This is a genomic window from Asticcacaulis sp. MM231 (assembly GCF_964186625.1).
Taxonomy (GTDB): domain Bacteria; phylum Pseudomonadota; class Alphaproteobacteria; order Caulobacterales; family Caulobacteraceae; genus Asticcacaulis.
In genome coordinates, this window is record NZ_OZ075108.1 from 2672246 (window position 1) to 2697703 (window position 25458).

The following is a 25458-nucleotide window of genomic DNA, read 5'->3' on the forward strand; positions in this document are numbered from 1 at the left end:
CTAGATTGCGACGCCGAGATCAATAGTGGCGGTATAGCCGGCGGTGATGCTGCCTGTCGGGGTGATGGTTGAGGCGACCAGTTGCGCGGCGGTATCGTCACCAAAAACATTGTCGCTGGCGAAGGTTATGGCGTTTAGATTGGCTATACTGGCACTGTAACCGCTGGCCGCCGCGTAGAAGGTGGTGGCGAACGCGCGATCAAGCGCGAATTGCGTCGTCTGGATCTTATTGGTGTAGGCGGTGGCGGTGGCCAGACTCGAATAAACCTCGATATGGATGTGCGGCATCCGACCGGAATAACACCCTGGCACGATGGTAGTGAAGGTGATGTAACCGTCCGAATCGGTCACCTGAACGCCGCGCAGATAATTCTGATTGGTGACGGTATAGAGCGAATACTTGCCATCGAGCGTGCAGTGCCAAAGATAGATGGCATATCCCGCCAAGGGTGTGCAGCCAAGGCTGGTATTGACCAGACGGATGGTCAGTGTCAGTTCAACGCCTGAAGCCGTGCCCGAATAGCTGCCGATGCTGGTGCGGATATCACTACGCACGATACCGCTCTGGGTCAGCACATTGACGATCGAACCAGAGGCCGAGTTGGAGCCGTCCCCCGGATAGGGACCGGCGGTTTCTTCCGGCAGTTCGGTGCAGGAGCCCGTAGCTGAGGCGGAGGAGGTTGACGACGAACTGCTGCTCGATGACGAGGAAGACGATGACGAACTGCTGGAGGACGATGAGCTTGAGACGCTGACAGAGGTGCCGCCGGAACCGCCGCCCCCGCAGGCCGCCAGTGCGCTGGTCGAAAGCGCCGAGGCGCCAAGAAACCATATGGCCTTGCGGCGTGACGGCATGGCGGAAACGATGAAGTCTTCGAGACTACCCTCATCTTTGTGAGCAGGTTGGTTCGTTTGATGATCAGACATAATGTACTCCCCGGTGTATGGCTAAGACAACAGCGATACGCAGGGATTACGGCAAATGTTCAGATCGGTTTATGTCACCCTTGAAAGCATTCCAGCAAACACAATTTCGAAAGACGAGGCCTTAACTCTTCGTCGGCAGGTCGATATCAGAGATCATCCGCTCACCGCCGAAGCGCGACAACTGCACCACCACGTCGATCAGAGACGAGGCATAGCTCAGGGTTTCCAGCCGGGTCAGTTGCGTACCCGATTGCATCACCATCAGGGCGATCTGTTCCAGCGCGCCCTTGGGCGTATTGGCGTGCACCGTGGTGAACGAACCCGGGTGGCCGGTATTGATGGCGCGCAGGAAGGTGACCGCCTCCTCGCCGCGAATTTCGCCGACGATGATACGGTCTGGGCGCAGGCGCAGACTAGCCTGCAGCAGGTCATTGATGGTGACGCGCGCCTCGCCCATGTCGCCTTTCACCGCCACCAGACGCAGCGCATTGGCGTGATTGTCGGCGATTTCCGGCGTATCCTCGACCAGGATAATGCGTTCATGCGGCGGAATCGTCTTGAGCATGGCGTTGAGGAAGGTGGTCTTGCCGGATGACGTGCCACCGGAGATCAGGATCGTCTTGCGCGCCAGCACGGCCTCTTTCAGGAAGGCGACCGGGTTCTTGCGAGCATAGGCGAGATCATCGCGCTGAACCTGGCCGCCGATATCAGGAATAGGGCCACGTTCATAGGCTTCGAGCGACAAGTCAACCATACGGTGACGACGTATGGCAAGCGCCCAGTGCTTCGCCGCCGGCGGTCCAACCAATTGCACGCGCTCGCCGCTCGGCAGGCTTGCCGCCAGCAGCGGATTTTCGCGGTTGATGCCCTGGTGCGCCACGCGGGCGATTTGCGCCGCCAGACGGCTGAGCAGGACGTCATCGACCTCCGGCAGTTCGATACGCTGCATATGCGCTTGGCCGGAGACCTCGATCCATATCTCGCCCGGCTGGTTGACGAGGATTTCGGTGATCTCATCGCGTTCCAGAAACGGCAGGAACGGACGCAGATAGGTGCGTAAGTACACCCCATCCAGAGCCACAACGCTATTGTCTGGAGCGACCATGCTATCCCTACTGATTGAAATCAAGGTCGCGCGCGGCGAAAACCTGAATCGGCGCGCCTTGCGGCACCTTGATCGTCGGCGGGATCTTGATGTCGTTGGACAGCGCCTCGCCCATAACGCCGGAGGCATCTTTCGAGGTGCCGATGACAATGGTCGAGGAACTTTTGCCGCTCAGGGCGCCGGACACGCCGTTGACGACCGACAATAGCATGGCCGAGCCGAAGCGCTTGGCGAAGTGGGTATCGACCTTGCCGGTCATGCCCGCCTGACCAAGGTCATCGGTCGCCGGCGACGCCAGTTGCACCGACAGGCCGTCGGGCCGGATCAGGCGGTTCCAGATGATGAAGGCGCGCGTTTCGCCGCTGGTCAGGCCACTCTTGTATTGCCCGATCAGACGCGAACCGCGCGGAATGAGGATCGCCGTGCCGTCGAAACTGCGGATATCGCGCGAAACGATAGCGCGGGTATAGCCCGGCAGGTCGGAATTGATGGCGGTTTCCAGCACAGCCGGGATGACGGCGCCTTGCGGCACAACCTTAGATGGATCGCCGATTTTCCAGGCGCGCTGCGACACCTCCGAGGTTTGCGCCGCCAGGAACTGGTCATTGGCATTGCCCGCCGGCTTGGCCGCCAGCGCGGCCTGAGCCTGCGCCGCCTGTTGTCCAGCCGGATTGCTGTTGTCGATGATCAGGGCCGGCGATCGCACACTGTTGTCCGGCGCAGGCGCCGCCACAGGTTGCTGCAGCGGTTGCGCCGGCTGCGGCATTAGGAAGGATTGCGGCGGCGGTTCGACCGGGTTCAGCGAGGGATCGACCGGCGGCAGAGTTGATGGCTGCGACTGCGGCGTTGCGATTTGCTGGGTTGGCTGTGGCGCGGGACGTGGTGGCTGCTGGCCGATACCGAACCAGGTGATGGCGCCCAGCCCTAGAACACCAAGAACACCGAGCATCATGACGGCACTGTCGCCCATGCCGGACGAACGCGCGACCTGCGGCAGGGCCTGCGTATTGGCGGCGTCGAGCTCATCAGCGTCGATCTTGAGGCGCGGATCGTCGCCTTGCGGCAAACGACGACGCAGGGTCGAATCTTTAGCTTCGGGCATCACTTTATGCTTCCTTGGCTCTTGGAACGGGGCTTGGGCGACAGCGTGTCCAGCCCCTGCACCACATAGGTATCGTTATAAAGCACGGTCTTGAGATCGCCACGGCGCAACACAAAGCCGCGTGCCACCTGTTCGATGACGAAATAATCACCGCGCGAGGCATAGTTGACGAGGCTTTCGGTATTATCCGGATTGAGCGCATAGACAGCCGGTACGCTGACGCCGGCGGCCCATTTCATATAGGTCGAGGTACCGTCATCAAACACGCGGATCGGCACCAGTGTTACGTCGCCCGAATAGGTATAGGCGGCGTTGCGCTTTTCCGGAACCGGCAGGAAGGCGTTAGGATCGACAGGCCCCGACGGCGCATTGGCCTCCGGCTTGGCTGGCGCCGGCGGATAACGAAACCGCAGTTCATAGGATATGCGGCCACGGGTACAGTCAGAGGCACTGGCCGTGCGCAGCTCGAAATTATAACTGCGCTTGTCGCTGACCACCGTCATATTGGTATGCCCGCTGCCAGCCGTCGCCTTCACGAACAGGAGATTGCCGCGCTTGTTCGGCATCACCTGCCAGCCGGCAGAATCGCCGACGCCGACATTCTCGACGTGCTCATCCGAAGCAAAACTGATCATGGTCTGGAAATTGACGCAGCCTTCCAGACGCACCACGGCCGCCGGATCATAGTCAATCGTCTGCAAGCGGGAATCGGCTTCGTAGCCTTGCGCAAAGCTTAACTGCGGCAGGGCAAGCAACAGGCTGACAGCCAATGAAATACGGGTCTTAGTCATGAAATCGGTCCCTTAGGGACATTTGGGGGGACATTAGGCGTGACAGGAGCTGCGCCGGATGGCTGCATATTGGGCATGGTCTGAGCATTGCGGAATTGCTGGCCCAGCCCCTGAACGCGGCTGAACCGGTCAGCGCTACCCTGACGTCCTTGCTGATCATAAAGCCCGAGCGTCTCGGTGCGGCTGACCGTGCCGGTGGCGGCACCGGCCGCCACATCGGCGCTGCGGGTGATGGCGGAAATCATCGGCTCGGTGCGGGCATAGGATGCGTCCCCGCGCGCGCCCTGCCCGCCACCGGTTTGCCACATGGCGGACTGACTGCCTGGCGACACCATGGGCACCTGCCCGCCCGGGATATCGGTAGCCGGTTTTTCGCGTAAGGCCGCCTGCCAGTCGCGCACCAGCGAGGCCGCAACCCAGATCAGCGTAAACAGGAATCCGCAATAGATCAGCGCCCCCATGAACAGAATGACCATGGGCTGCACCGCCCTGACCGCACCCAAGGGATCATTGCTGATGCTCTCGATCAGCGGCACCAACAACATCAGCGCCGCCGTACCACCCAGCACGACCAGCATGGGCGATAGGGCGAACACCACCGTGGTGCGCAGCCAGCCATTGAACAGGCCACGCGTCTGCGGAAACAGCGCAAAGACGATAAAGATCGGCCCCAGAATAAGCAAAAGATACAGCACCAGCCGCGTCAGGATCAGCACGCCGAGCGTCGAAACCAGCAGGAACAGGCCCGATAGCCAGAACAGGGTCACCGGCATGGATTGCGGCAGCACCAGCACAGGCTGCGCCGTTGTGGTCATCACATTACCAGCATTGGCGGTATAGGCAGGATCAAGACGCCGGGCGATATCGGCGAAACGCACGAACAGCCCGTCCAGAGACTGGGCGAAATTCATCACCGCGCTGCCCTTTTGCCCCAGAAGCGCCGCCGCCACCTCGTCAGGGCCATTCATCATCAGCCCGTAAAAGACGGCGTGATAGGCCGGCCAGAACGACACGAAGGTCAGCACGAGCACCATGGTCATGATGCGCGGGCTCATCATGGTCAGGGTCAGCCGCGTGCGGCCGGTCATAAAGCCGATGCCGATCAAAGCGACATAAATGCTGAGCAGCACGAAAAGTGCCGAGCCAAAGGCGCCACCCGCACCAAACAGACGGTCATAGCCGGTCTGGACTGCCGCATTGATCTGGCAGTCCATGGCCTGAAGCGACCCCGAAACCGAGGTCTCACCGACCAGATTGATGGCGGGGCAATAACCGGCCATTACAGCCTCCTGGTCTGGCTTGGGACGCTGCCCGGATAGGGCTGGCCAAGCAGATGCGGCCACCAGTCAGCCGGCGCATCGCCATACTGGGCGCGCAGTTCATCAAGCTGACGCACGCTCGATTCACGCCCGGAAAGGACGGTCAGGATATCGGGCATCGATCCCAGATCAAGGCGCGCCACAACCGAATGGTTGCCGTGCTTGATCAGGAAGACGCGTGACGAGGCCGGCAAGGCGCGGATCAAGTCGAGTTCATGCAGGGTCAGGCCGAAACCAACGCAATAGTCCTCCTCCTGCGCACGCGGATTGGGCATGAAGATCTGCGTCGCTGCCTGTTCGATGATCGCCGACGAAATGCGGCTGTCGAGCGCATCGCGCGCGCTTTGCGTGCCAAAGCCCAGGATGGCGTTGCGCTTGCGCAGCGTTTTCATCCAGTTGCGGATGGCGGCGGCGAACACCTCGTCATCGAGCGCCTTCCAGCCCTCGTCGATGATGATAAGCGTCGGTGTGCCGTCCAGACGTTCCTCAACGCGCTGGAACAGATACATCATGCAAGGCGTGCGCAGGATCGGCTCATTGAGCAGCAGGGTCATGTCGAACCCAAGCGTGCGGGTCTCCATGTCCAGTTCGTCCTCGGCATTATCGAACAGCCAGGCGTGTTCGCCCTCACCAACCCATGGATTGAGACGGGCGGCAAGATCGCCGTGTGTCGGCCGACGCACGCCGCCCAGCAATTCGCGGAAGAAGCGCAGGCGGCGATATCGCGGTTCCTGATCGAAATTGGCGTCGACCGCTTCAGAGATGATCGCCTCTTCCTCCGAATTGAGCGGCAGATCCGGACGCACGATCAGTTGTGCGATCAGCGAGCGCAGGAAGGCGCGATTGCCGGCATTATCTGGCAGTTGCAGCGGATTGAAGCCGGTCGGCTCACCGGGGCGCAAGGTGGCGTAGTGGCCGCCGATGCCGCGGATGAAGATTTCGGCGCCGCGGTCCTTGTCGAACAGCACGGTGCGCGGCTTGAACTTCTGCGATTGCGCCGCCAGGAAGTTGAGCACCACCGTCTTGCCGGAACCCGATGGCCCGATGACGGTGAAATTGCCGAGATCGGCCTTGTGAAAATTGAAATAATAAGGCGTGCCAGACGACGTCTCGAAGATGCAGACCGCCTGCCCCCAGTGGTTGCCCTCCGGCTGGCCGATCGGAAACCCGTGCAGGCTGGCGAAGGACGAATAGGCGCCTGTGCTGATCAGCGCCTTGCGGGCGATATAGGCCTCATTGCCGGGGAACTGCGCCCAGAAGGCCGGTTCCAGATTGACATCCTCACGCACCGCCACGGCGCCGAGATCAGCCAGGGCGGCGAGAGATTGCGCCACCGCCGGATCGAGTTGAGCCATCGACTTGGCGCGCACCAGCAGGCTCATGTGATGTTCGCCCAGCCCCATGGCGCCGGTCGAGAGGTCATCCTTGGCCGACATCAGCCCCTGCCGCAGGCTCATCGCCTCTTCGTCGGCGGCCCGCATGCGGCGCAGAGCCAGGTTGATGCGTTCTAGCCCGATCTGACGATCGACGAAGCCGAAGCTCTCGGTCAGCACCATCTCGAACGGCAGGCGCAGGATGGCGTCGCACATGCCCGGCGTGGCGTGCGGCGGATAGTCCTTCAGCGACATGATGGCGGCGAAATCCTTGCCATTGCCAAGGCTCGACTGCTCCATCGCTTCCAGCCCGAAGCTGACGCGGCGATAGGGGATATATTGGCCAAGATCGGTGGCCGGACGCAAAACCGGACGCATCTCGCCGTTATAGATGGCCGACAGAAGCTCAAGCGGCTCCGAACAGCGGCCATTGGCGGTTTCGTAACCGCTCAAAATGCGTGGACCATAGGCCTGCAAAGCCGCCAACAGCGCTTCGCTCGCGCCCTGCAGCTCCTTGTGGTCGCGCGCCAGACCCGCTGCCTGACTGTTTTCGCCCATGCCACGGCCGAACATATCGGCCAGCCTTTCGGCGAAACCGACCTTGCCCTTGGGGTTGCGGCGGACCACGGTGATGAACAGGTCATTGACGAACAACTGGCGTGACGACAGCTTGTCCTGCCAGCGCTGCTGGATCAGATTGCACACCGGATCATCAAAGGTCGAGTCCAGCCCCACACTGACGCGACGGCGGATAATGTGGTGATAGAGCACGAAGCGCGACGAACCGATGGCGCGCAGGGCGGCGGCGCGTATGATCTGGCGGTGGTTGACCTCTTCGGTATCAGCCGTCTCGAAGGCGAACCCTTCAAGATAGATAGACTGCATCAGCGAACCGTCACGCATCACGATGGTGCGGTCATCGAGGAGGCGGTCATAGGGCAGACGGTCGCCGACACGCTTTTCCGTGGCGAACCAGCTTGCGAAACCCTTCAAAGTTTTTGGACCGTCGACCATCGTTCGTTATGTTCTCTGGCTTTAAGGAAGATACGAATTGCAGCGCCAGCGGCGCCAGTTACGAATACGGGTGCAGCGCTGCACCTTGGTCATCCACAGATCGAAAACGCGCGGCTCCCGCAGACAGGCCAGATACCCGATGGCGTGAACGATAAGCGCCACGCCAAACGCCCAGAAGGAGCGCGTGATCAGGAAAACCTCGGTTGTCACCACGGCATTGATGATGAAAAAGCTGTAGGTCACGCCCGCAAACATCTGGGGCTGGGTCAGCGCCTTGAAGACCGGCGATTTGATCAGGTCAGACATTAATTCGCGACGGCCTGGATGCCGCCGACAATGGTCGCCGCGCCAAACAGGATAAAGCAACCAACGATAACCGTAGCGCCAAAGCGCCAGTTCATACGGCCGGTCAGCATCATGAAGCCGACAGCCGCGACAGCGATAACGGCGACGGTCGTCGCCACCTTACCCATGAGGGTACCCTGAATCCAGTCGAGCGCGTTCGAGATCGGCGAAGACCCTTGCGGATTCATCGCCTGCGCATGGGCCTGCGTGGCCAGCGACATCATGGCCGCGGAAAGCGCCATCAGAGTATGGGAAACGATCTTCATTAGCTACCTCGCCGTCAATTCCGGTTATGTTTGGCGCCCCTGAGCTTATCCGTGACGCGCGTCGGATTCGCCAAATGCGGGATTAACCTACTTTTGCCGAAAGACACGCCTGAATCAAGCGGCGGAATCAAAGGTTTAGATGACGAAAGCGTATATTCGGTAAAGGGCCGCTCAAATATTCCGCATAATAACGTTACCTGAATGGCGGGCGTGTAGCCTTTTCGACATCATCAGCCAGCAAAGGTGACGGTGACGCCCTTTTTCTTAAAGTAGGACTGCATCAGCTTGCGTCCCTGACGGTTGTTCTGCGCCAGACGCGCAGGCTCGACCACAGCCTCTTTCAAACCTTCTTCGGTCAGGGCCGTCTTCAGGTCTTTGATGGCTGCGTCGAGTTCGACATTGTCGTTGGCCAGGGACTCATAGATTTTTTCGAGGGCGTCGTGAACGGTCAAGGCAGGTCTCCAGCATACAGGTGCGCATGTTAAGCGCCGCTGTTACCAGCATTTGCCGTCCAACATCAAGACTTCTTGATAGTGTCCAGGGTCGCTTGCTGGCTGCGGCCATAGCTTGCCTGCACGGTCTCGACCTTGACGGCGGCCTTCTTGGGCTTGCGGACTTCTTTGGTGCTCTTCTTTTGTCCCTTAGCCATCGTCGTCTCCTTGTTCGCCCAAATGGCGTAAACGTAGTTATTGCAGGTTATTGGCCGTAAAGCGCGTTAAATATCCGCTTCGATGTTCAGCGCCTTTAAAATCTCATCAGGAATTGTCTGCTTAGTCGTCTCGAAATCAGCCCACGGATCGCTTTTCAACTGCGCCAGACGTTTGGCAATCGTGCTGATCGTATAATCCGAAGGCTTGAGCCTTACGCTCAATTCGTCCCAGAATAGCGGTGTCGCCACCCCAGCGCCTTCACGCGCTCGCACCGAGAAGGGCGCCACCGCCGTCGCTGTCAGGTCGTTGCGCAGATAGTCGACGAAGATCTTGCCCTTGCGCGCGGCCTTGGTGGCCACGGCGATATATTTGTCCGGCATGTCATGCGCCATCGATTGGGCGATGGCACGCGTGAAGGCCTTGACGGTGTTCCAGTTATGCTTGCGCGTCAACGGCACAACGATATGCAACCCCTTGCCACCGGTGGTTTTCAGAAAGCTTTTCAGACCAAACTCGTCCATGCGCGCCTTTACCTCATGCACGCCGTCGATCACCTGCTTCCAGGGTGTTTCCGGATCGGGATCGAGGTCGAAGATCATCTTGTCCGGCAGGTCCGGCTTGTCGGCCTTGCAGCCCCAGGGATGCAACTCAATGACGCCCCACTGCACCAGGGAGATCAGGCCTTCGCGGTCCTTGATCATCATATAGTCTTCGTTGCGGCCTTTGACCGTAATACCCGTGTCGTAGATGTGCTTCATCTCGCCGTGGCCGATGTGACGCTGGAAGAAACACGTGTCGCCGATACCTTCGGGGCAACGCAGCATGGAGAGCGGCCGCTCCCTGACAAAGGGCAGGATCAGGTCGGCAACGCTGTCATAATAGTGCGCCAGTTGCAGCTTGGTGGCTCCAAGCGCGGGAAAGATCACGCGCTCCGGATGCGAGATATGGATGCCTGCGACCTCCTCATCCTTGCTCTTGGCTGCACTTTTTCGGGTAGGCTTTGTGTCTTCGTCCATGGCGGGCGGCTCCGGCAGCAAAATCGTCTTCGTCACATGCAGTTCGCGGTCGCGGCCAATCTCGCCGGCCGGCTTGTCTTCGCGCAAGCCCTGAAACGACGGGTGGCGCAATCGCCCATCCGTCGTCCATTCGGTGAACTCGACCTCGCAGACGACCTCAGGCTTCACCCAGTGGGCGCCGCGCCGCGCATCAGCCGGCACCTTGTCGTCATAGGCCGGTGTGTCCTGCTCCAGCGTGTCGAGTTTTTTCCAAATCGCCACCGATGATTTGCGGTCGAAGCCGGTGCCGCACTTACCGGCGAAGACGAACTTTTCTTCTTCATAATAGCCGAGCAACAAAGCGCCTATACCACGTTCGGCGTGGGTTGATTCGGAGAAACCACCGATGACAAATTCCTGCCGCTTGTGACACTTCACCTTTAACCACGACTTGCCGCGCCCACTGACATAGGTGGAATCAGCGCGCTTGCAGATGATGCCTTCCATCTCCAGATCGCAGATCTTATTCAAGAACCCCTTGTCGGCTTCGAGAAAATGATCGCTGTAGATGATGCGCTCGCTGAGGTCTTTGCCTTTCAGCAAGTCTTCCAGAAGCGCCTTGCGCTCAGTCAGGGGCAATTTGCGCAGGTCCTCGCCATCGAGGTGCAGCAGATCGAAGACATAATACTGCAGGTCAGCGCTATGACCCTCCATCAAGGCGTCCTGCAACCCCTTAAAACTCGAGCGTCCGGCTTCATTAATAGCCACGATCTCGCCATCGAGAATGGCCGAAGTAACGCCGAGGCTTTTCAGCAGATCGGCCGTGTGGCGGAACTTGTGCGTCCAGTCGAGACCGGTCCGCGTCATCATCCGGACCTCTTCGCCCTCGATCATGGCGAGGGTGCGGTAGCCATCAAACTTGACCTCGTGCAGCCAGTTTGTCCCGGTCGGAATCGCATCCGCCAGGGTCGCAAGTTCGGGCGCGATAAATGTCAGCTGCTCCTTTGCGGGCCCTGCTCTTTTTGGCGATGAATTCCACACCTTGTCGCCGGCCGCCGCGATCTCCTCCATGGTCCGGTCGGAAACGACACTGGTGATGTTATCGCTTAAAAACTGATCATGATCGCCTTCGACCATATGCTCATCATGATGCTTGATCAGCAGCCAGTTGTTGCGGCCCTTATCCTGAGGTCGCGGCTTCATCCGCACCAGCACCCACTCGCCCTGCAACCGCTTGCCGTTGAGGCGAAATTTCAGGTCGCCTTTTTTCAGAGCTTCGTGCGGGTCGCCGATGGGCTCCCCAATAAACTCCCATGTGCCTTCGTCCCACAGCATGACCGTGCCGCCACCATACTCGCCTTTTGGGATCGTGCCCTCAAAGGTGCCATACGAAACCGGATGGTCCTCAACCTCGACCGCCAGACGCTTATCAGCCGGATCGAGACTTGGCCCCCTGGTCACCGCCCAGGATTTCAGCGTGCCGTCGAGTTCGAGGCGGAAATCATAATGCAGTCGCGTGGCGTCGTGCTTCTGGATCAGGTAGCGGTTGCCCGTCGTCTTTTTCAAAACGCCTTCCGGTTCGGCGGTCAGCTTGAAATCGCGCTTCTGGCGATACTTATCCAGATTATCCGCCATAGCTTAACTCGCTTTTCGTGCCGGCGCCTTGGCTTTCTCGGTCGATTTCGGCGGTGTCGCCTTGCGGGTGCGTTTCGGCGCCGGCGTCTTTGCCTTGGCGGGCGCATCGCTGCCACCCTTTTCACGTAGCGACTGGCGCAAGGCGTCCATCAGATTGACCACCTTGGCGGTCGGGCGCTCTTCTTCCACCTGGCGCGGCTCACGGTGCTCAACACGCGCGTCGATAAACTCCTGCAAGGCCTCGCGGTAATGGTCATGAAACTTGCCGGCGTCGAACTTGACCGTCTTGCGCTTGATCAGTTCCTTGGCGAGATCGAGCTCCTCGCTGTCGGGCTTCTTGTCGCGGATGCCTTCGAAGTAGGGATCGGTCTCGCGGATTTCGTCTTCGTAACGCAGGGTTTGCAGCAAAAGACCGCTGCCACACGGCTTTATGGCGCATAAGCGTTCACGCCCCCCGATCGCCAGTTGGCCTACGCCCACCTTCTTCGAATCGCGCAAGGCATCGCGGATCACCGCGAAGGTGGCGTCATTGCCCTTGCCATCGGGCGCGATGAAATACGGGCTTTCCATATAGACATCGTCGATCTCATCGGCATTGACGAACTCGACGATATCAAGCGTCTTGCTGGAGGGTATTTTCAACTCTTTCAGTTCGTACGGCTCGATCAGGACATATTCGCCCTTCTCGTATTCATACCCCTTGATCACGTCGTCGCGCTCGATCGTCTTGTCACCGGCCACCAGTTCATGATGGACGCGCTCGCCGGTCGGGCGATAGATTTCGTGAAAGGCGATGGTTTTGGAGCGATTCAGCGCCGCGTACATGTTCACCGGCAAGGATACCAGCGACAGCCGGATGGTGCCGCTCCAGTAAGGACGTAAGGCCATGATGCACTCCCGATTGCAGCCTTAAAGCTTAGGCGCGGGAGGGTAAGGAACGCAGCGTGAAGACACGCCGCGTCCATAAATTTCAGATAAACCTAACTGCGTAAAGTACGGTTAAACAGAGCCAGCGTGCGCGACCACGCCAGCTTAGCCGCTTCCGGATTGAAGCGCGGCGTGGTGTCGTTGTTGAAGCCGTGCTCGGCGCCGGCATAGACAAAGGCCTCGTAAGGGATATTGGTGGCTTTAAGCGCTGCCTCATAAGCCGGCCAGGCCTCGTTGATGCGCTGGTCATTGCCGCCCATATGGATCAGCAGGTCAGCCTTGATGTTTGCCACCTGATCGAGCGGTGGCGGCGAGCCATAGAACGGCACGGCGGCCTTAAGCCTCGGCAACTTGGTCGCCAGAAGGTTGGCGATGCCACCGCCATAACAGAAGCCGACCACGCCGAGCGCACCGTTGCCGCCCGCGACCGTCTCCGCGTAATGCGCAGCCGCCACGAAATCCTCGCGCGTTTTCGCCTGCTCCAGTTGGCCAAAGAGCGCCCGCGCCTTGTCTTCGTCACCGGGATAACCGCCGAGCGTGGTCAGGGCATCGGGTGCGATGGCGATGAAGTTATCGAGAGCCAGACGACGGGCTATATCCTCGATATGTGGGTTCAGACCACGGTTTTCATGCACCACCAGCACCACCGGGAGCTTGCCAGCAGACTTCAAAGGCCGCACGACATAGGCCTTGATCTTGCCGTAGCCACTGGGTGACGCGATCTCGACCCATTCCGTTTTCAGGCGCGCATCATCGGGTTTGACCTGCTGGGCCCGGGCAAAATTGGGCGTCAGCGCCGCCAGGGTGGCCACCGCACCGGCGGCACCGGCGGTATATTGTGCACATTGGGTGAGGAAAGCGCGACGGTCCATCAGGCCGTGCACATACTTGTCAAACAGTTGCAGGACTTCGGGCTTGAAGCTCTCGGAGGGCGGCATATCTGGCTTATCCGTCATGATTTTGTCTCTCGTTGAAAGCGCCCCCGGAGCCTATGTTTAACATGGCCAGGCCGTCAAAAGAACAGGTATTTATATCAACCGCCTACGCGCCTGCACTCAATACTATGGGAATATCGCGCCCTGGGTTTCGCCATGACGTGTCTCACGATCATACTCTATATCGTATTGATTCAGACGCTTAACAGCCGCTTGCCCTACCCTGTTGGCATCGGCGCATCCGGCCGGTCTGATCGCCGCCGCAACCTCATCCATATGCTCGTAGGCGTGGCGCAAATGGCCAGCCTCATGGGTGATCAAGGCCGACATGTAGCGATTCCACGCGTTCCGCACCTCTGGTGTGAGGGTGTCGATTTTGGTCAGTCGCGGTAACAGCACATCGGCCGAAAAGCTCACCCGGACCTGTGACGTCTGACAGACGCCGTTGATGACCGGCCAGCGCCAGGAGATACGCCAGCGCGTCATAGCGTCAAAAACGCCACCGTCATTTGGGTCTTTCGCTCCGTGCGCATTCATATAGGCACGAATGGAGCGGACATCGGTGCCGGCGACGTCGTGATACCTTAAAGTCGTATTCGGAAAAGCCTTAAGAGGGTTTGAAACCGTCGCGGCCGCCGAGGGCTTCAAAGCCAGGCCATGACCGGCGACCGGCGCGCCGACCGTTACCATCACGATCGCTGCGGCAAAACAGACCTTTATCGCTCTCAGACGCATGGTTGCCCTCCCCCGTTCCTCTGGTCTGATCTGAAGTTTAGCGTCTTTATGTCCCGCCTACAAACAGAACCCTTCTTCCCTATCGTTTTCCCAGCGCGCCTGTTTCAGCCTTAAGGCTATGAAAACCGCCGCCCTGCTCAATCTGGAAACCCCGCCCGTTCTCGATGGCGCCGCACAGGCCAAGGCGCAAGGTTTGCGCTATGTCAGCGATCAGACGCCGGGTTTCACGCGTCGCAAACATGGCAAGCACGTCCTTTTCTTCGACACCAAGGGTGAGCGCATCCGCGACGAGGCGGTCATCACCCGTATCCGCAAGCTGGCCATTCCGCCGGCTTACAAGAATGTCTGGATCTGCCCGCATGCCAATGGCCATATGCAGGCCACCGGTCTGGATGCGCGCGGTCGCAAGCAATATCGCTATCACGGCGAGTGGCGCGCCTTGCGCGAGGCCTCGAAATTCAGCCACATCCTGGCTTTTGGCGAGTTTCTCCCTAAGTTGGGCGAGATTACCCGCGAACATATGAGCCAGCGCGGCCTGACGCGCGACAAGGTGCTGGCCACAATCGTCACCCTGCTGGAAAAGACCCTAATCCGCGTCGGCAATGATGAATACGCCAAAACCAACAAGTCCTACGGCCTCACCACACTGCATCACAAGCATGTCGATGTCGAAGGCCACACGATCCGGTTCCGCTTTCGCGGCAAGTCCGGCAAGGAATGGAACCTGAAACTGGCCGATCGTCGCATCGCCAAGGTTGTCAAGGCCTGCGCCGATATCGAAGGTCAGGAACTGTTCAAATATGTCGATGTCAACGGCACTGTGCGCGATGTCACCTCCGGCGATGTCAACGCCTATTTGCAGGCCGTAACTGGAGCGCCCTTCACTGCCAAGGATTTCCGCACCTGGACCGGCACGGTTCTGGCCGCCATGGCCTTGCAGGACTATGCCCATTACGACAGCGAGGCCCAGGCCAAGAAGAACGTGGTGACGGCCATTGAGCATGTCGCGAAAAAACTCGGCAATACCCCGACCGTCTGTCGCAAGAGCTATATCCATCCGCAGATTATCGATGCCTATCTGGACGGCAGCCTGATTGCGCAGATCAGCCGCGACATCAACGCCTCGATGCAAGCCAACTATGCGCAACTGACGCCGGAAGAGATTTTCGTGCTCGCCTTTCTCAAACAGCGCCTGCACGAAAACGCTATTTGACCGGCGCCTATGGCCAGCACATAAAGAGCGGTAAATTTTAGGAGTCCCTCATGAGTGATATTTCGGTCGCCGTTATCGTCGGCAGCCTGCGCAAAGAGTTGATCAACCGCAAGCTGGCGAACGGCGTGATCAAGCTCAAGGCGCCCGGTTTCGTCTTCAATTTTATCGAGATCGGCCGTCTGCCGCTCTATAATCAGGATTTCGAGAGCGATCCCTCGCCAGTGGTCGATGACTTCCGTGCCAAGGTGGCTGCGGCGGATGCCCTGCTCTTCATCTCGCCGGAATACAATCGCTCCCTGCCAGGCGTGCTGAAAAACGCCATCGATGTCGGTTCGCGCCCTTACGGCCATAATGCCTGGGGCCAGAAGCCCGCCGGCCTCTTCGGCGCTTCACCGGGCGGCATCGGCACGGCGGTGATGCAGGCGCATCTGCGCGATGTGCTGGCTGCGGTCGGCGTTACTGTCTATTCCGGCGCTGAGGTCTATCTGACGGTCAAGGATGGTTTTTTCACCGAAAGCGGTGACATCAACGAAGGCACGCAGAAGTTCCTGCAGGGCTGGATGGACGGCTATGTCGAGTTCGTGAAGAAGATGCTGGCGTAAAAAAGCTCCCTCTTTGTCAGAGGGAGCTTCTTGTCTTACTTCGCTGATTCGGTCGGCACATGCGCCCAGAATTCGATCTCGACCGTGGCGTCATAGGCCAGGTTGGTCACGCCGAAGGCCGTCCGCACCGGCAATTGCGCCGGATGGAAGTACGGCTTGTACAGGCGGTTGAAATCGCCCCACTTGGTGATGTCGGTCAGCATGACGGTCGCCTTGAAGATATGCTCAAGGCCAAGGCCATAGCGCTTCAGGATATCGGCCGTATTCGACATGATGCACTTCACTTCGTTGTCGAAGCCCTCGGCCAGTTTGCCGTTTTCGTCGAGCCCGATCATCGCCGACAGGTAAAGCACCTGTCCGACCTGAACGGCTTCCGAAAAAGGCGAACGCGGGTGAGGATGCAGGAAATAGGTGATGCCATCGGCCGGGATAGGGTTGATGACGGGTCTGTTCGCTGTGTTGCTCATAACCCTGTTTTAGCGATCTTTACGCCAACAGGAAAGTATCATTTGCGCAATTTTTCGTGCGCATGACCATAGGCACCAGGATGAAAAAAGCCTCCCGGCATGAACCGGGAGGCTTTTCCACAGGACGGTCTGACGGGATCAGTTTTCCGCCACGACCTTTTTGGCGCGGGCGGCGGCCCAGCGGTAAAGTCCCGTGACCCCGACCAGGGCCAGAACGATGGCGATGACCATGCCAACATTTTCATCCGGCCAGATGGCCGCGAACGGTCCGGCCAGCGGTGCGGCCTGTCCGGTCAAGACGATGATGCCCGCCAGCGCCACATTGAACAGGCTTTCCCCGACAATGAAACCCGAGGCGATCAGCACACCCAGCCGCTTGGCCGGTTCGGCAAAGTCCTTGCCGTTGACGGTCTTGCCCTTGACGGCGCGCTCGAAAATCCAGCCGGCGAAGGCCCCGATCACCACCGGCGCGGTCACCGAACTCGGCAGATAGATGGCCAGACCAACACCCAGCGACGGCAGGCTGAGCTTGCCCTTGCTGAGCTTGCGGATGACGATATCGAGCACGACCAGACCTAGACCGATGGCGGCACCGATACCGAGCAGCTTCCAGTCGAGATCGTGACTGATGACGCCCTTCGCCAGGGTCGAGATCAGAGTCGCCTGTGGGGCGGCCAGCGGTTCGTTGGTCACGGCGTGATAGTTCGGGTCGCCGGCGAAACCGTTGGAATTGTTGAGCAGATCGAGCACTGGCGGCACCACAATCGAACCTGCGATAATACCGATGATCAGCGCCACCTGCTGCTTCCACGGCGTGGCGTCGACCAGTTGACCGGTCTTGAGATCCTGCAAATTATCGTTGCCGATAACGGCGACGGCCAGCACGACCGTGGTCACCAGCAGGGCGAACGCCACCAGCGCTGTGGCCGTATTGGGCCCCGTCATGCCGTAACCGATCATGCCTACAATAAGGGCAGAACCCAGAACGGTCAGGATGGCGATACCGGAAACAGGCGAATTGGAAGAACCGATCAGACCGGCCATATAGCCGCAGACGGCGGCGGCCAGCATACCGGCCACGATGATATAGAGCACGCCGCTGATCACGAGCGGCAGGGCGATTTCTGCCAGAGGTCCGCCCGAGACGAAATTGGCCAGAAGCCAGCCCGCCGGCACCAGCGAAATCAGCACCACCAGACCCATGATCCAGACCGGCAGATCCTGCTCCGTGCGGGGAATGACCGCGCCTTCGAGCTTACGCGCACGGCCCGATTCCATAGCCGACATCAAGCCGCTCCACACCGGAACGATCAGTTTGCCGAGTGTCCAGATGGCTGCGGCGCCGATAGCGCCAGCGCCGAGGAAACGCACCTGCGTGCCCCACACCTTGCCCGCGTGATCTGCCGCCGACAGATCGGGCATGGGGGTCAGTTGCGTCAGGATCGGCACGCAGATGCCCCAGGCGATGGCTAAGCCCACCAGCATGGCGATGCCGACGGTGATGCCCATCAGGTGACCCGCGCCCAGAAGCGCCAGCGAGGCCGAACCGCCGAGACCGGTCGCGCCGGTGCCAACCTTGAAATACTTGGCGACTTCACCGGCCATCAGCTTGGCGCCGGCCAGTGCGGCATAAAAGGCCGAAAACAGGCTGCCCCAGATGATCGACCAGAGGCCGGCAGCACCTTCAGCGCCGCCTTCGCGTGACGAGGTGCCAACGCGCAGAACCTCAGCGGCCGCTACGCCTTCCGGATACGGCAGGGACGATTGCGTCACCAGAGCACGGCGCAAGGGCACGGTGTACATGACGCCGAGCACGCCGCCGATGGCGCAGGCCATGAAGGTGGTGAGGAAGGGAACATTGGTCCACCAGCCGATCATGATCAGGCCCGGCAGAACGAAGATGACCGAGGCGAGTGTGCCTGCCGCCGAGGCAATGGTCTGGACGATGTTGTTTTCCTGGATCGTCGCCGTCTTGAAGGCCTGCAACAGCGCCATCGAGATGACGGCGGCCGGGATAGACGTGGCGAAGGTCAGCCCGACCTTGAGACCGAGATAAACCTGCGCGGCGGTGAAGATCAGGGTAATCAGGATGCCCAGAATGACACCACGAACAGTGATTTCATTGGGACGTGGGATCGTGGGGAGGTTCATCCTCGGCTCCGGTTCTTGGTTAGCTTTTGGGCGATACTGCCCAAATGCGCGCAGAACACAAGCACCAGTTCCAAAACAGATACAAATTCAACTATCCTCGCCCCGCGGGCATGGCGCCCATCTAAGCTGCGCATCATATATTGAAAAGATAATGTAAGCCCCGCACCTGATGTCGATCCGATTTTGGCGCTTGTGACCGGCACTGAATTTTTATGCCGGTGTGATTAGCTTTGACGTGACCCAATCACCCAGATTGCAGAGCCAGACCATGCGCGCAGCGGTCCATCCCAGCACCTATTCCATTTCCTGGAACGCGCCCGAAACCGAAGCCAGGCCGGGTTCGTTTCGGCTCCCTAATGCTTTGGTGATCAGTCTGGCGGCATTTGCCTTGGCCACGATTGGCAGCGGTGTCGAGGTCGCCAGCCAGTTATCGCATCTGCCGGACGTTGATGCCCTGCCGGTCATTCCTGAACATGCCGAGGCCATAAACCCTTATCCGGTGGTTGAACATTCAGACATCGTGCTGGCGACCGTCAACAACTAATGCCTGATATGGTCAACCGTATCGCGTAACTGACGTGACAGGGCTTCGGCCGTATCGCCTCTCACCTTGCCGTCTATAAACACGCGCGCGATGACATCCTTGTATTCACGGTAGTTTCGCAGTTCATAGGCGGCCGCCATCTTATCAGCCGTAGGCCCATCCGATTTCGCCAGTTGCTCCATGATGGCATGAAACCGTGTGTAGCGCTCATGACGGTTGCGTTCGGCCTGGATCAGCACGAACCACACCGCCGCCCACGCCAGAACGATCAGCGGAAGCACCAGAAGCCCCCAGGCCACCATGTCCTGATAGGTTGCTAACATCACATCACCTGTTTCTACGCATACAATGCGTAGCTTAGACCAGATAGCCCCCGCTACCCCATGTCTTTCCCGTAAAGGGTGAGTTTATCTCAGGAAACGATCGGTGCAGCGACGCCATCCTGTTCTTCCATCAACAGGGAATCACACGTCGCCTGAAAATCTTTCAGATCGACACCCCCGCTTTTAACTTCGGCCTGAAGGGTGGCATCGGCCTTGGTGATTTCGGCGTCGATCGCGTCATCCGTGGCCTGTGAGATTTCCTGATAAATCGACCGCGCCAGATCACGCGCGTCCTTGATGGCCTCGGTCTGCGCGCCGCCCTGCCCATTGGCCAGCACCACATCGTAGGTGGCGGTGCAGACCATGGCGAGATCCGCCATATCCTGATCGGACAGTTCGGGCTCGGCGCCTTCAGGTTCAGGCATTTGCGGCGCAGGCGTTTCCTGGGCGCTCAGGCCAGACGCGCTGAAAAAAGCCAGTGTGGAAAGGACGAGCAGACCCGCCCGGATAGGATGATACATGCAATTGCCGGACTTAAAGCCGCTCCGAAAGGGTTTCCCACGCAAGGTATGGCACCTGACGGACGCCCGCAAGAGGGACAAGAAAAAAGCCTCCTGTCCGAGACAGAAGGCTTTTAAATTATTACCACCAACGGCCGGGCTTGGTGGTGAAGCCTGCGGCCTTTTCCAGCACCGAGGCGATATTCAGCACCGTGCCCTCATCGAGCGCCTTGCCGATCACCTGCAGACCGAGCGGCAGGCCCTGACTATCGAGGCCCGCCGGCACAGACAGGCCCGGCAGACCGGCCAGATTCGTGGTGACGGTGAAGACGTCATTCAGGTACATGGCGACCGGATCGGCGGCCTTGGCGGCGTCACCTAGTTCGAACGCCGACGACGGCGTGGCCGGGGTCAGGATGACATCACAGGTTTCAAACGCCTTGGTGAAATCCTCGGCGATGCGCCGGCGCACCTTCAGAGCCTTGACGTAATAGGCATCATAGAAACCCGCCGACAGCACATAGGTGCCAATCATGATGCGGCGCTTCACTTCCTTGCCGAAGCCTTCCGAACGCGACATTTCATAGGTGTCAGTCAGGGACGTGACGCCCTCGGCACGGTGACCGAAGCGCATGCCGTCATAGCGGGCGAGGTTGGACGAGGCTTCCGCCGGCGCAATGATATAGTAGCACGGCAGGGCATATTTCGTGTGCGGCAGGGAGATGCGGACGATCTCGGCACCGGCGTCTTTCAGCCAGGCAATGCCCTGTTCCCACAGGGCGTCGATCTCGGCAGGGATACCATCGAGGCGGTACTCATCGGGGATACCGATGCGCAGGCCTTTGACTGACTTGCCAAGGAAGGACGAAAAGTCCGGAATGGCGAGGTCGAGCGAGGTCGAATCCTTGACGTCATGCGAGCACATGGCTTGCAGCATGATCGCAGCGTCTTCGACCGTTTTGGTGATCGGGCCGGCCTGATCGAGCGACGAAGCGAAGGCCACCATGCCGTAGCGCGAGCAACGGCCATAGGTCGGCTTGATACCGACCGTGCCAGTGAAGGCGGCGGGCTGGCGGATAGACCCGCCAGTATCGGACGCCGTGGCGGCCAGACAGAGATCGGCGGCGACGGCCGAGGCCGAACCACCCGATGAACCGCCGGGGGTCAATGGCGCATTGGAGCCGCGTGACTTCCACGGATTGACGACGCTGCCCCATTTCGAGGTTTCGTTCGACGAGCCCATGGCGAATTCGTCCATGTTGAGCTTGCCGAGCATGACGGCGCCCTGATCCCACAGGTTCTGCGTCACGGTCGCTTCGTAGGTCGGCACGAAGTTTTCCAGGATGCCCGAACAGGCCGTGGTGCGAACACCCGCCGTGCAATAGAGATCCTTGATGCCCAGCGGCGCGCCTTCGAGAGCCCCGCCCTCACCCTTTGCCAGTTTCGCATCGGACGCGGCGGCTTGTTCGCGCGCCTTGTCGAAGGTCAGCTCGACATAGGCATTGAGCGCCGGATTGGCGGTCTCAATGGCGCCGATAAAGGCGTTGGTCAGTTCGGTGGAGGAAAAGGTCTTGGCCTTCAGGCCGTCAACTGCCGCCTTGAGCGTCAGTTTGGTAAGTTCACTTGAGGTATTGGGCATCTTATTCAACCACCTTCGGCACAACAAAGAAGCCGTCAACGGTCTTCGGGGCATTGGCGACGATCTGCGCGACCTTGTCACCATCGGAAACCACGTCGTCGCGCATGGGGGTTGGCATCTGGACGGCGGTCGTCATCGGCTCGACGCCCGTGACATCGACCTCGTTCAACTGCTCGATCCAGCCCAGAATGCCGTTCAGCTCACCGGCGAGCGATTGCAGGCGGTCATCGCTTTCACGCAGGCGCGACAGGCTTGCCACCTTTTTAACGGTTGCCACATCAATGGCCATGGTCGAGACTCCATATAATAATGTGGGTTCCGGTTAGCGATTGAGGGCGTTTTTGGCAAGGGGCAAACATGAAAAAGGGCGTTCGCTCATCGCGTAACGCCCCTGTTCCATCTTAGTCTAAAGGCAGCCCTAACGCGCTTTATGCTCATTCATGGCCATCTCGGGCGCCGAGCGCGCCGCGTGCACGCGGTTCATTTCGGCGCTGTGGATATCCGCGACAGCCTCATCGACCGCCTGTTTTTCACAGGCCCGATCGTCGATGATGCGGAAGCCCGGCCCCTCGCCCTCGCTCCAGCACGCTTTCTTGGCGGCCTTCTTGATCTGGGCGTAGACGACTTCCGCGCGTGCCGGATCACGCAGATCGCGGGTCTCGAAGGTCACATCGACATGCGAGACATTGTCCTGGGCCGAAGCGGTTTGGGCAGAGAAGATCGCTCCGGCCATAAGACCGGTCATGAAAACTGCACGCAGCATGGTGATGTCTCCTGTTACGGGGGCTTAGTGCTGACGGTCGTTCATGGCGTAGGCCGAGGCGCGGTCATTGACCTGGCCATCAAGGGCGCTCAATTGCGGCGCGTTGATTTCGCGGACGGCGCCCGAAACAGCCTGACGGGTGCAAGCGGCGTCTTCATTGGCCGTGATCGGATCGGAAAGTTCGCTGTGGCAGACGGCTTCGGCCGCTGCGGTGATGCGCTTGTAAAGCATCTTGACCTGGCCGGGATTGTTGAAATCGGTCTTGGCGGCAGAAACGGTGCGCTCCTGTTCCACACGGGCGCGGTCGTCGGCATGGGCGGCGCCGGCAACCAGGGCGGTGATCGAGAAAGCGGCGATGAGGATCGAACGGGTCATGATGTTATTCCTTTTAAGTTGTAGATGAGGGAGGATGATTACTCGTTAAGAACTGAAGCCACATCTACACTTGCCTAAAACAAATAGAAACATGAATATTGTTAAATCTCATCCATGTATTACACATCATTTATTTATTACATGAATTTAATTTATTACATTCAGTTAATGTGTTAAAGCGCCATGTAATCGTTAATTAAATAACTGTAATGATCGCCATCGCTTCCGCAGAGGAATGGTGCGCCTTGATACCGGCGTTGCGTGACACAGACCCGACAGTCACATGACAGTCTGTTGACTCTTTACGGCTTAAGCGCCAAAGCCCGTTCATGGCCATTATCGACATCACCGAACTGGCGGCCGCCTTAGCGCCGCGCCGCGCCCTGCTGGGGCTGGACCTGGGCGAAAAGACCATTGGCGTCGCCGTGTCCGACATTTCCCTGACCATCGCCTCGCCGCTGGAGCTGATCCGCAAGTCGAAGTTCACGCTGGAAGCCGAGCGCCTGTTCAAGCTGATGGCGTCACGAGAAGCCGATGGCATGGTGATCGGCTTACCCGTAAATATGGACGGCACCGAAGGTCCCCGTTGCCAGTCTTGCCGCGCCTTCGCGCGTAATTTGTTACGCTTGAGAGACTTACCCATCGCGTTCTGGGATGAGCGCTGGTCGTCGTCGGCCATGAACCGCTTCCTGATCGAGGAAGCCGACCTCACCCGCGCCAAGCGCGCCGAGGTCATCGACCGCTCCGCCGCCGCCTATATATTGCAAGGCGCATTGGATCGTATGAAAGACGCGGCCGGTGCTTAGAAACACCTTTTTTCAGCGCCCGGCCGGGCGTCGGCGATCGCTCGCCGCTCCCGCGAAGGCGAGCGCACAGCGCGACAGCCGTGAGCGAAATGAATGACCTGGCTGACCATCCTCAATGGCATCGTTCCTGTCTTTCTGCTGATCGCGCTGGGCTACGGCCTGAAGAAATCCGGCTTTCTGCCGCTCAATGTCTGGCCGCCGATCGAGACGTTCGCCATCTATGTCCTCTACCCAGGCTTTCTGATCCCCGCGATCTGGCACGCCGATCTCTCCGGCTTCTCCACCGGGCCCATCGCGCTCGGCGTCCTGGGTTCGCTGATCATCGCCGTCGCCTTCGGCTTTGCGCTCAAGCCCTTCCTCAAGCTCTCCGGCCCAACCTTCACCAGCGTGTTTCAGGGCCTGATGCGCTTCAATTCCTTTATCTTTATCCCCGTAGCCGCGTCGATCTTCGGACCGAACGCCAACGCCCTCTCCGTCGTGGCGATCAGCGCGCTTATTCCAGCCAGCAACATGATCAGCATTCTGGTGCTGGCCCAATGGGGCGAACCCGAAGGCGAAAAGCCAAACCGCACGCCGCTGTGGTTCGCGCGTACCCTCCTGACCAATCCGATCTTTGCCGCCTGCCTGACAGGACTGGCGCTGAATGCTTTGCGCATGCCGTCCATTCCCTTCGTTGAAAAATCGCTGGGTATGCTGGGCGATGCCGCGATCCCGACCGGCCTGATTCTCGCTGGTGTGGGACTTAGTTTTGGTTATGTCTGGCGCCGGCCGGTTCTGGTCGGGCTGGTGTCACTGTTCAAGATCCTGGTCATGCCGGTGCTGGCATGGTCAATCTGTTATGCGCTGGGCGGTGACCGCATGGCGCAGGGCATTGCCCTGGCCTGTGGCGCGGCACCTTGCGCGGCGGCGGCCTATGTTCAGGCGCGACATATGGGTGGCGATGCGCCTCTGATGGCCGGTATCGTGGCCCTGACCACCACTCTGAGCGCCGTGACGATGCCGTTACTGTTGTGGCTGTTCCATCTGGTCTAATTTCCTCCCCTGTAGCTAAGCGTACGGGGGAGGATGAATTACCCTGCCCCTTCTTTCAGCCACTGGTCCATCTGCCTGCCGCCGATCAGGTCGGCGACATAACCAAAGCTTTCGTCCTGTGCCGCATTGACGAAGGCCGTCATGGCCGCAGAATGCAGCCAGCTACCCAGGCTGACCCGCCGCACGCCCAGTTCCGCCAGCTCACATACCGACAAGGGTTTTACGCCGATCCCGCCCAGCACATTGACCGGCACGTCCACGCTGCGGCAAACCTCACCGATCTCCTCCGCCGTCGATAATCCCGGCGCGTAAAGCACATCGGCACCGGCCGCCTGATAGGCCTGCAAACGTGCGATGGTATCGGCCAGATCGGGCCGGCCATGCAGATAGTTCTCGCAGCGCGCCACCAGCATGAAAGGATGCGGCAATACCTTCGCCGCTTCCGCCGCTGCCCGGATACGATCCGTCGCTTCGGCGATATCATAGATCACGCGATCATCACCCGTGGCGTCCTCGATCGAGCCACCGACCAGTCCGGCCTCGGCGCCGAAGCGAATCGTCTCCGCACAATCCTCCGGTCGATGGCCAAAGCCATTCTCCAGATCGGCTGCCAGCGGCAGGTCGGTCGCCGTCGCCAGATCGCGCACATGCGCCAGAACGTGCTCACGTCCGGCCTGATAATCGCTGACGCCGAGGGAGCGCGCGTAACCTGCGCTGGTGGTGGTCAGGGCGCGGAATCCCAGTCCCGACAGTAGTCGAGCCGAGCCACGATCCCACGGGTTGGGGATGACGAAACAGCCTCGTTCATGCAAGGTCGCAAAGTCGGTCGCCTTTTCGCTTTGGCTTTTCACGGATATCTCTTCCTTATCACTTGTACTTTGGGGCATTCTCCGCCAAAACCCGGCGAAGCCCAATCCTGGTAAT

28 protein-coding genes are annotated in these 25458 nt (G+C 59.5%); 5 read left to right on the forward strand and 23 right to left on the reverse strand.

Translation table 11 applies throughout. The features are described from left to right. The 14 genes from ABQ278_RS13110 to ABQ278_RS13175 all read right to left on the reverse strand — a co-directional run bounded on the left by ABQ278_RS13110 (window position 1) and on the right by ABQ278_RS13175 (window position 14119). A complete protein-coding gene (locus ABQ278_RS13110; RefSeq protein ID WP_349319988.1) occupies window positions 1–927 on the reverse strand; it encodes an intradiol ring-cleavage dioxygenase in 927 nt (308 codons plus the stop codon). A gap of 121 nt (window positions 928–1048) precedes the next feature. Continuing rightward, window positions 1049–2032 carry a P-type DNA transfer ATPase VirB11 gene (gene virB11 / locus ABQ278_RS13115; RefSeq protein ID WP_349319989.1) on the reverse strand — a complete coding sequence of 328 codons (984 nt, stop codon included), beginning with the start codon at window positions 2030–2032 and terminating at the stop codon, window positions 1049–1051. Window positions 2033–2039: 7 nt separating this feature from the next. Then, a complete protein-coding gene (gene virB10, locus ABQ278_RS13120) occupies window positions 2040–3134 on the reverse strand; it encodes a type IV secretion system protein VirB10 (protein WP_349319990.1) in 1095 nt (364 codons plus the stop codon). Continuing rightward, a complete protein-coding gene (locus ABQ278_RS13125; protein ID WP_018082221.1) occupies window positions 3134–3925 on the reverse strand; it encodes a TrbG/VirB9 family P-type conjugative transfer protein in 792 nt (263 codons plus the stop codon). Before ABQ278_RS13125 ends, virB10 begins: the two co-directional genes overlap by 1 nt. Then, window positions 3922–5205: a type IV secretion system protein gene (locus tag ABQ278_RS13130; RefSeq protein WP_349319991.1), complete on the reverse strand. Its 1284-nt coding sequence runs from the start codon at window positions 5203–5205 to the stop codon at window positions 3922–3924. The genes ABQ278_RS13125 and ABQ278_RS13130 overlap by 4 nt, the downstream gene beginning before the upstream one ends. Continuing rightward, complete coding sequence (locus tag ABQ278_RS13135; protein ID WP_349319992.1) at window positions 5205–7631, reverse strand: VirB4 family type IV secretion/conjugal transfer ATPase; 2427 nt, start codon at window positions 7629–7631, stop codon at window positions 5205–5207. The genes ABQ278_RS13130 and ABQ278_RS13135 overlap by 1 nt, the downstream gene beginning before the upstream one ends. A 21-nt stretch (window positions 7632–7652) precedes the next feature. Continuing rightward, entirely contained in the window at window positions 7653–7937 is a 285-nt protein-coding gene (locus tag ABQ278_RS13140) for a type IV secretion system protein VirB3 (RefSeq protein ID WP_349319993.1), read from the reverse strand. Then, window positions 7937–8242 (reverse strand): TrbC/VirB2 family protein, encoded by a 306-nt coding sequence (locus ABQ278_RS13145; protein WP_349319994.1) that lies wholly within the window; start codon window positions 8240–8242, stop codon window positions 7937–7939. The genes ABQ278_RS13140 and ABQ278_RS13145 overlap by 1 nt, the downstream gene beginning before the upstream one ends. Before the next feature lie 230 nt (window positions 8243–8472). After that, window positions 8473–8694, reverse strand: coding sequence for a hypothetical protein (locus ABQ278_RS13150; protein ID WP_018082216.1), 222 nt, complete (start codon window positions 8692–8694; stop codon window positions 8473–8475). Window positions 8695–8759: 65 nt separating this feature from the next. Then, window positions 8760–8891 carry a hypothetical protein gene (locus ABQ278_RS13155; protein ID WP_349319995.1) on the reverse strand — a complete coding sequence of 44 codons (132 nt, stop codon included), beginning with the start codon at window positions 8889–8891 and terminating at the stop codon, window positions 8760–8762. Between the two features lie 66 nt (window positions 8892–8957). Beyond that, window positions 8958–11522 (reverse strand): DNA ligase D, encoded by a 2565-nt coding sequence (ligD, locus tag ABQ278_RS13160; protein ID WP_349319996.1) that lies wholly within the window; start codon window positions 11520–11522, stop codon window positions 8958–8960. A gap of 3 nt (window positions 11523–11525) precedes the next feature. Next, on the reverse strand, window positions 11526–12410 hold the full coding sequence (locus ABQ278_RS13165) for a Ku protein (protein ID WP_349319997.1): 885 nt from the start codon (window positions 12408–12410) through the stop codon (window positions 11526–11528). A gap of 92 nt (window positions 12411–12502) precedes the next feature. Next, the gene (locus ABQ278_RS13170; RefSeq protein ID WP_349319998.1) at window positions 12503–13405 is read right to left on the reverse strand and encodes a dienelactone hydrolase family protein; all 903 of its coding nucleotides are present in this window, start codon (window positions 13403–13405) and stop codon (window positions 12503–12505) included. Window positions 13406–13510: 105 nt separating this feature from the next. Then, window positions 13511–14119: a DUF922 domain-containing protein gene (locus ABQ278_RS13175; RefSeq protein WP_349319999.1), complete on the reverse strand. Its 609-nt coding sequence runs from the start codon at window positions 14117–14119 to the stop codon at window positions 13511–13513. A gap of 118 nt (window positions 14120–14237) precedes the next feature. Between ABQ278_RS13175 and ABQ278_RS13180 the strand changes: the two genes are divergently transcribed. After that, window positions 14238–15332, forward strand: coding sequence for a DNA topoisomerase IB (locus tag ABQ278_RS13180; RefSeq protein WP_349320000.1), 1095 nt, complete (start codon window positions 14238–14240; stop codon window positions 15330–15332). 50 nt (window positions 15333–15382) lie between these two features. Further along, complete coding sequence (locus tag ABQ278_RS13185; RefSeq protein ID WP_349320001.1) at window positions 15383–15934, forward strand: NADPH-dependent FMN reductase; 552 nt, start codon at window positions 15383–15385, stop codon at window positions 15932–15934. A gap of 35 nt (window positions 15935–15969) precedes the next feature. Here the strand turns inward: ABQ278_RS13185 and ABQ278_RS13190 are convergent, their stop codons facing one another. Together ABQ278_RS13190 and ABQ278_RS13195 are read right to left on the reverse strand one after the other, a co-directional pair. Then, window positions 15970–16401 carry a RidA family protein gene (locus ABQ278_RS13190; protein ID WP_018082207.1) on the reverse strand — a complete coding sequence of 144 codons (432 nt, stop codon included), beginning with the start codon at window positions 16399–16401 and terminating at the stop codon, window positions 15970–15972. Between the two features lie 138 nt (window positions 16402–16539). Then, window positions 16540–18552, reverse strand: coding sequence for an OPT family oligopeptide transporter (locus tag ABQ278_RS13195; RefSeq protein ID WP_349320002.1), 2013 nt, complete (start codon window positions 18550–18552; stop codon window positions 16540–16542). Window positions 18553–18787: 235 nt separating this feature from the next. Here ABQ278_RS13195 and ABQ278_RS13200 point away from each other — a divergent pair, with 235 nt between their 5' ends. Next, window positions 18788–19096: a hypothetical protein gene (locus ABQ278_RS13200; RefSeq protein WP_349320003.1), complete on the forward strand. Its 309-nt coding sequence runs from the start codon at window positions 18788–18790 to the stop codon at window positions 19094–19096. Here ABQ278_RS13200 and ABQ278_RS13205 read toward each other — a convergent pair. The 6 genes from ABQ278_RS13205 to ABQ278_RS13230 form a co-directional block, all read right to left on the reverse strand. Further along, the gene (locus tag ABQ278_RS13205; RefSeq protein ID WP_026172808.1) at window positions 19093–19419 is read right to left on the reverse strand and encodes a hypothetical protein; all 327 of its coding nucleotides are present in this window, start codon (window positions 19417–19419) and stop codon (window positions 19093–19095) included. The genes ABQ278_RS13200 and ABQ278_RS13205 overlap by 4 nt on opposite strands. Before the next feature lie 89 nt (window positions 19420–19508). Next, window positions 19509–19940 carry a hypothetical protein gene (locus ABQ278_RS13210; RefSeq protein WP_349320004.1) on the reverse strand — a complete coding sequence of 144 codons (432 nt, stop codon included), beginning with the start codon at window positions 19938–19940 and terminating at the stop codon, window positions 19509–19511. 121 nt (window positions 19941–20061) lie between these two features. Then, window positions 20062–21558 carry an Asp-tRNA(Asn)/Glu-tRNA(Gln) amidotransferase subunit GatA gene (gene gatA, locus ABQ278_RS13215; RefSeq protein WP_349320005.1) on the reverse strand — a complete coding sequence of 499 codons (1497 nt, stop codon included), beginning with the start codon at window positions 21556–21558 and terminating at the stop codon, window positions 20062–20064. 1 nt (window position 21559) lies between these two features. Continuing rightward, the gene (gene gatC / locus ABQ278_RS13220; RefSeq protein ID WP_018082201.1) at window positions 21560–21847 is read right to left on the reverse strand and encodes an Asp-tRNA(Asn)/Glu-tRNA(Gln) amidotransferase subunit GatC; all 288 of its coding nucleotides are present in this window, start codon (window positions 21845–21847) and stop codon (window positions 21560–21562) included. Window positions 21848–21976: 129 nt separating this feature from the next. After that, window positions 21977–22321: a UrcA family protein gene (locus ABQ278_RS13225; RefSeq protein ID WP_349320006.1), complete on the reverse strand. Its 345-nt coding sequence runs from the start codon at window positions 22319–22321 to the stop codon at window positions 21977–21979. 24 nt (window positions 22322–22345) lie between these two features. Further along, window positions 22346–22696 carry a UrcA family protein gene (locus ABQ278_RS13230; protein ID WP_349320007.1) on the reverse strand — a complete coding sequence of 117 codons (351 nt, stop codon included), beginning with the start codon at window positions 22694–22696 and terminating at the stop codon, window positions 22346–22348. Between the two features lie 329 nt (window positions 22697–23025). Here ABQ278_RS13230 and ruvX point away from each other — a divergent pair, with 329 nt between their 5' ends. Together ruvX and ABQ278_RS13240 are read left to right on the forward strand one after the other, a co-directional pair. Next, entirely contained in the window at window positions 23026–23502 is a 477-nt protein-coding gene (gene ruvX, locus ABQ278_RS13235; protein WP_349320008.1) for a Holliday junction resolvase RuvX, read from the forward strand. A gap of 93 nt (window positions 23503–23595) precedes the next feature. Continuing rightward, window positions 23596–24534: an AEC family transporter gene (locus ABQ278_RS13240; RefSeq protein WP_349320009.1), complete on the forward strand. Its 939-nt coding sequence runs from the start codon at window positions 23596–23598 to the stop codon at window positions 24532–24534. 38 nt (window positions 24535–24572) lie between these two features. Here the strand turns inward: ABQ278_RS13240 and ABQ278_RS13245 are convergent, their stop codons facing one another. Continuing rightward, window positions 24573–25385: an isocitrate lyase/phosphoenolpyruvate mutase family protein gene (locus ABQ278_RS13245; RefSeq protein WP_349320010.1), complete on the reverse strand. Its 813-nt coding sequence runs from the start codon at window positions 25383–25385 to the stop codon at window positions 24573–24575. Between the last annotated feature and the right edge of the window lie 73 nt (window positions 25386–25458).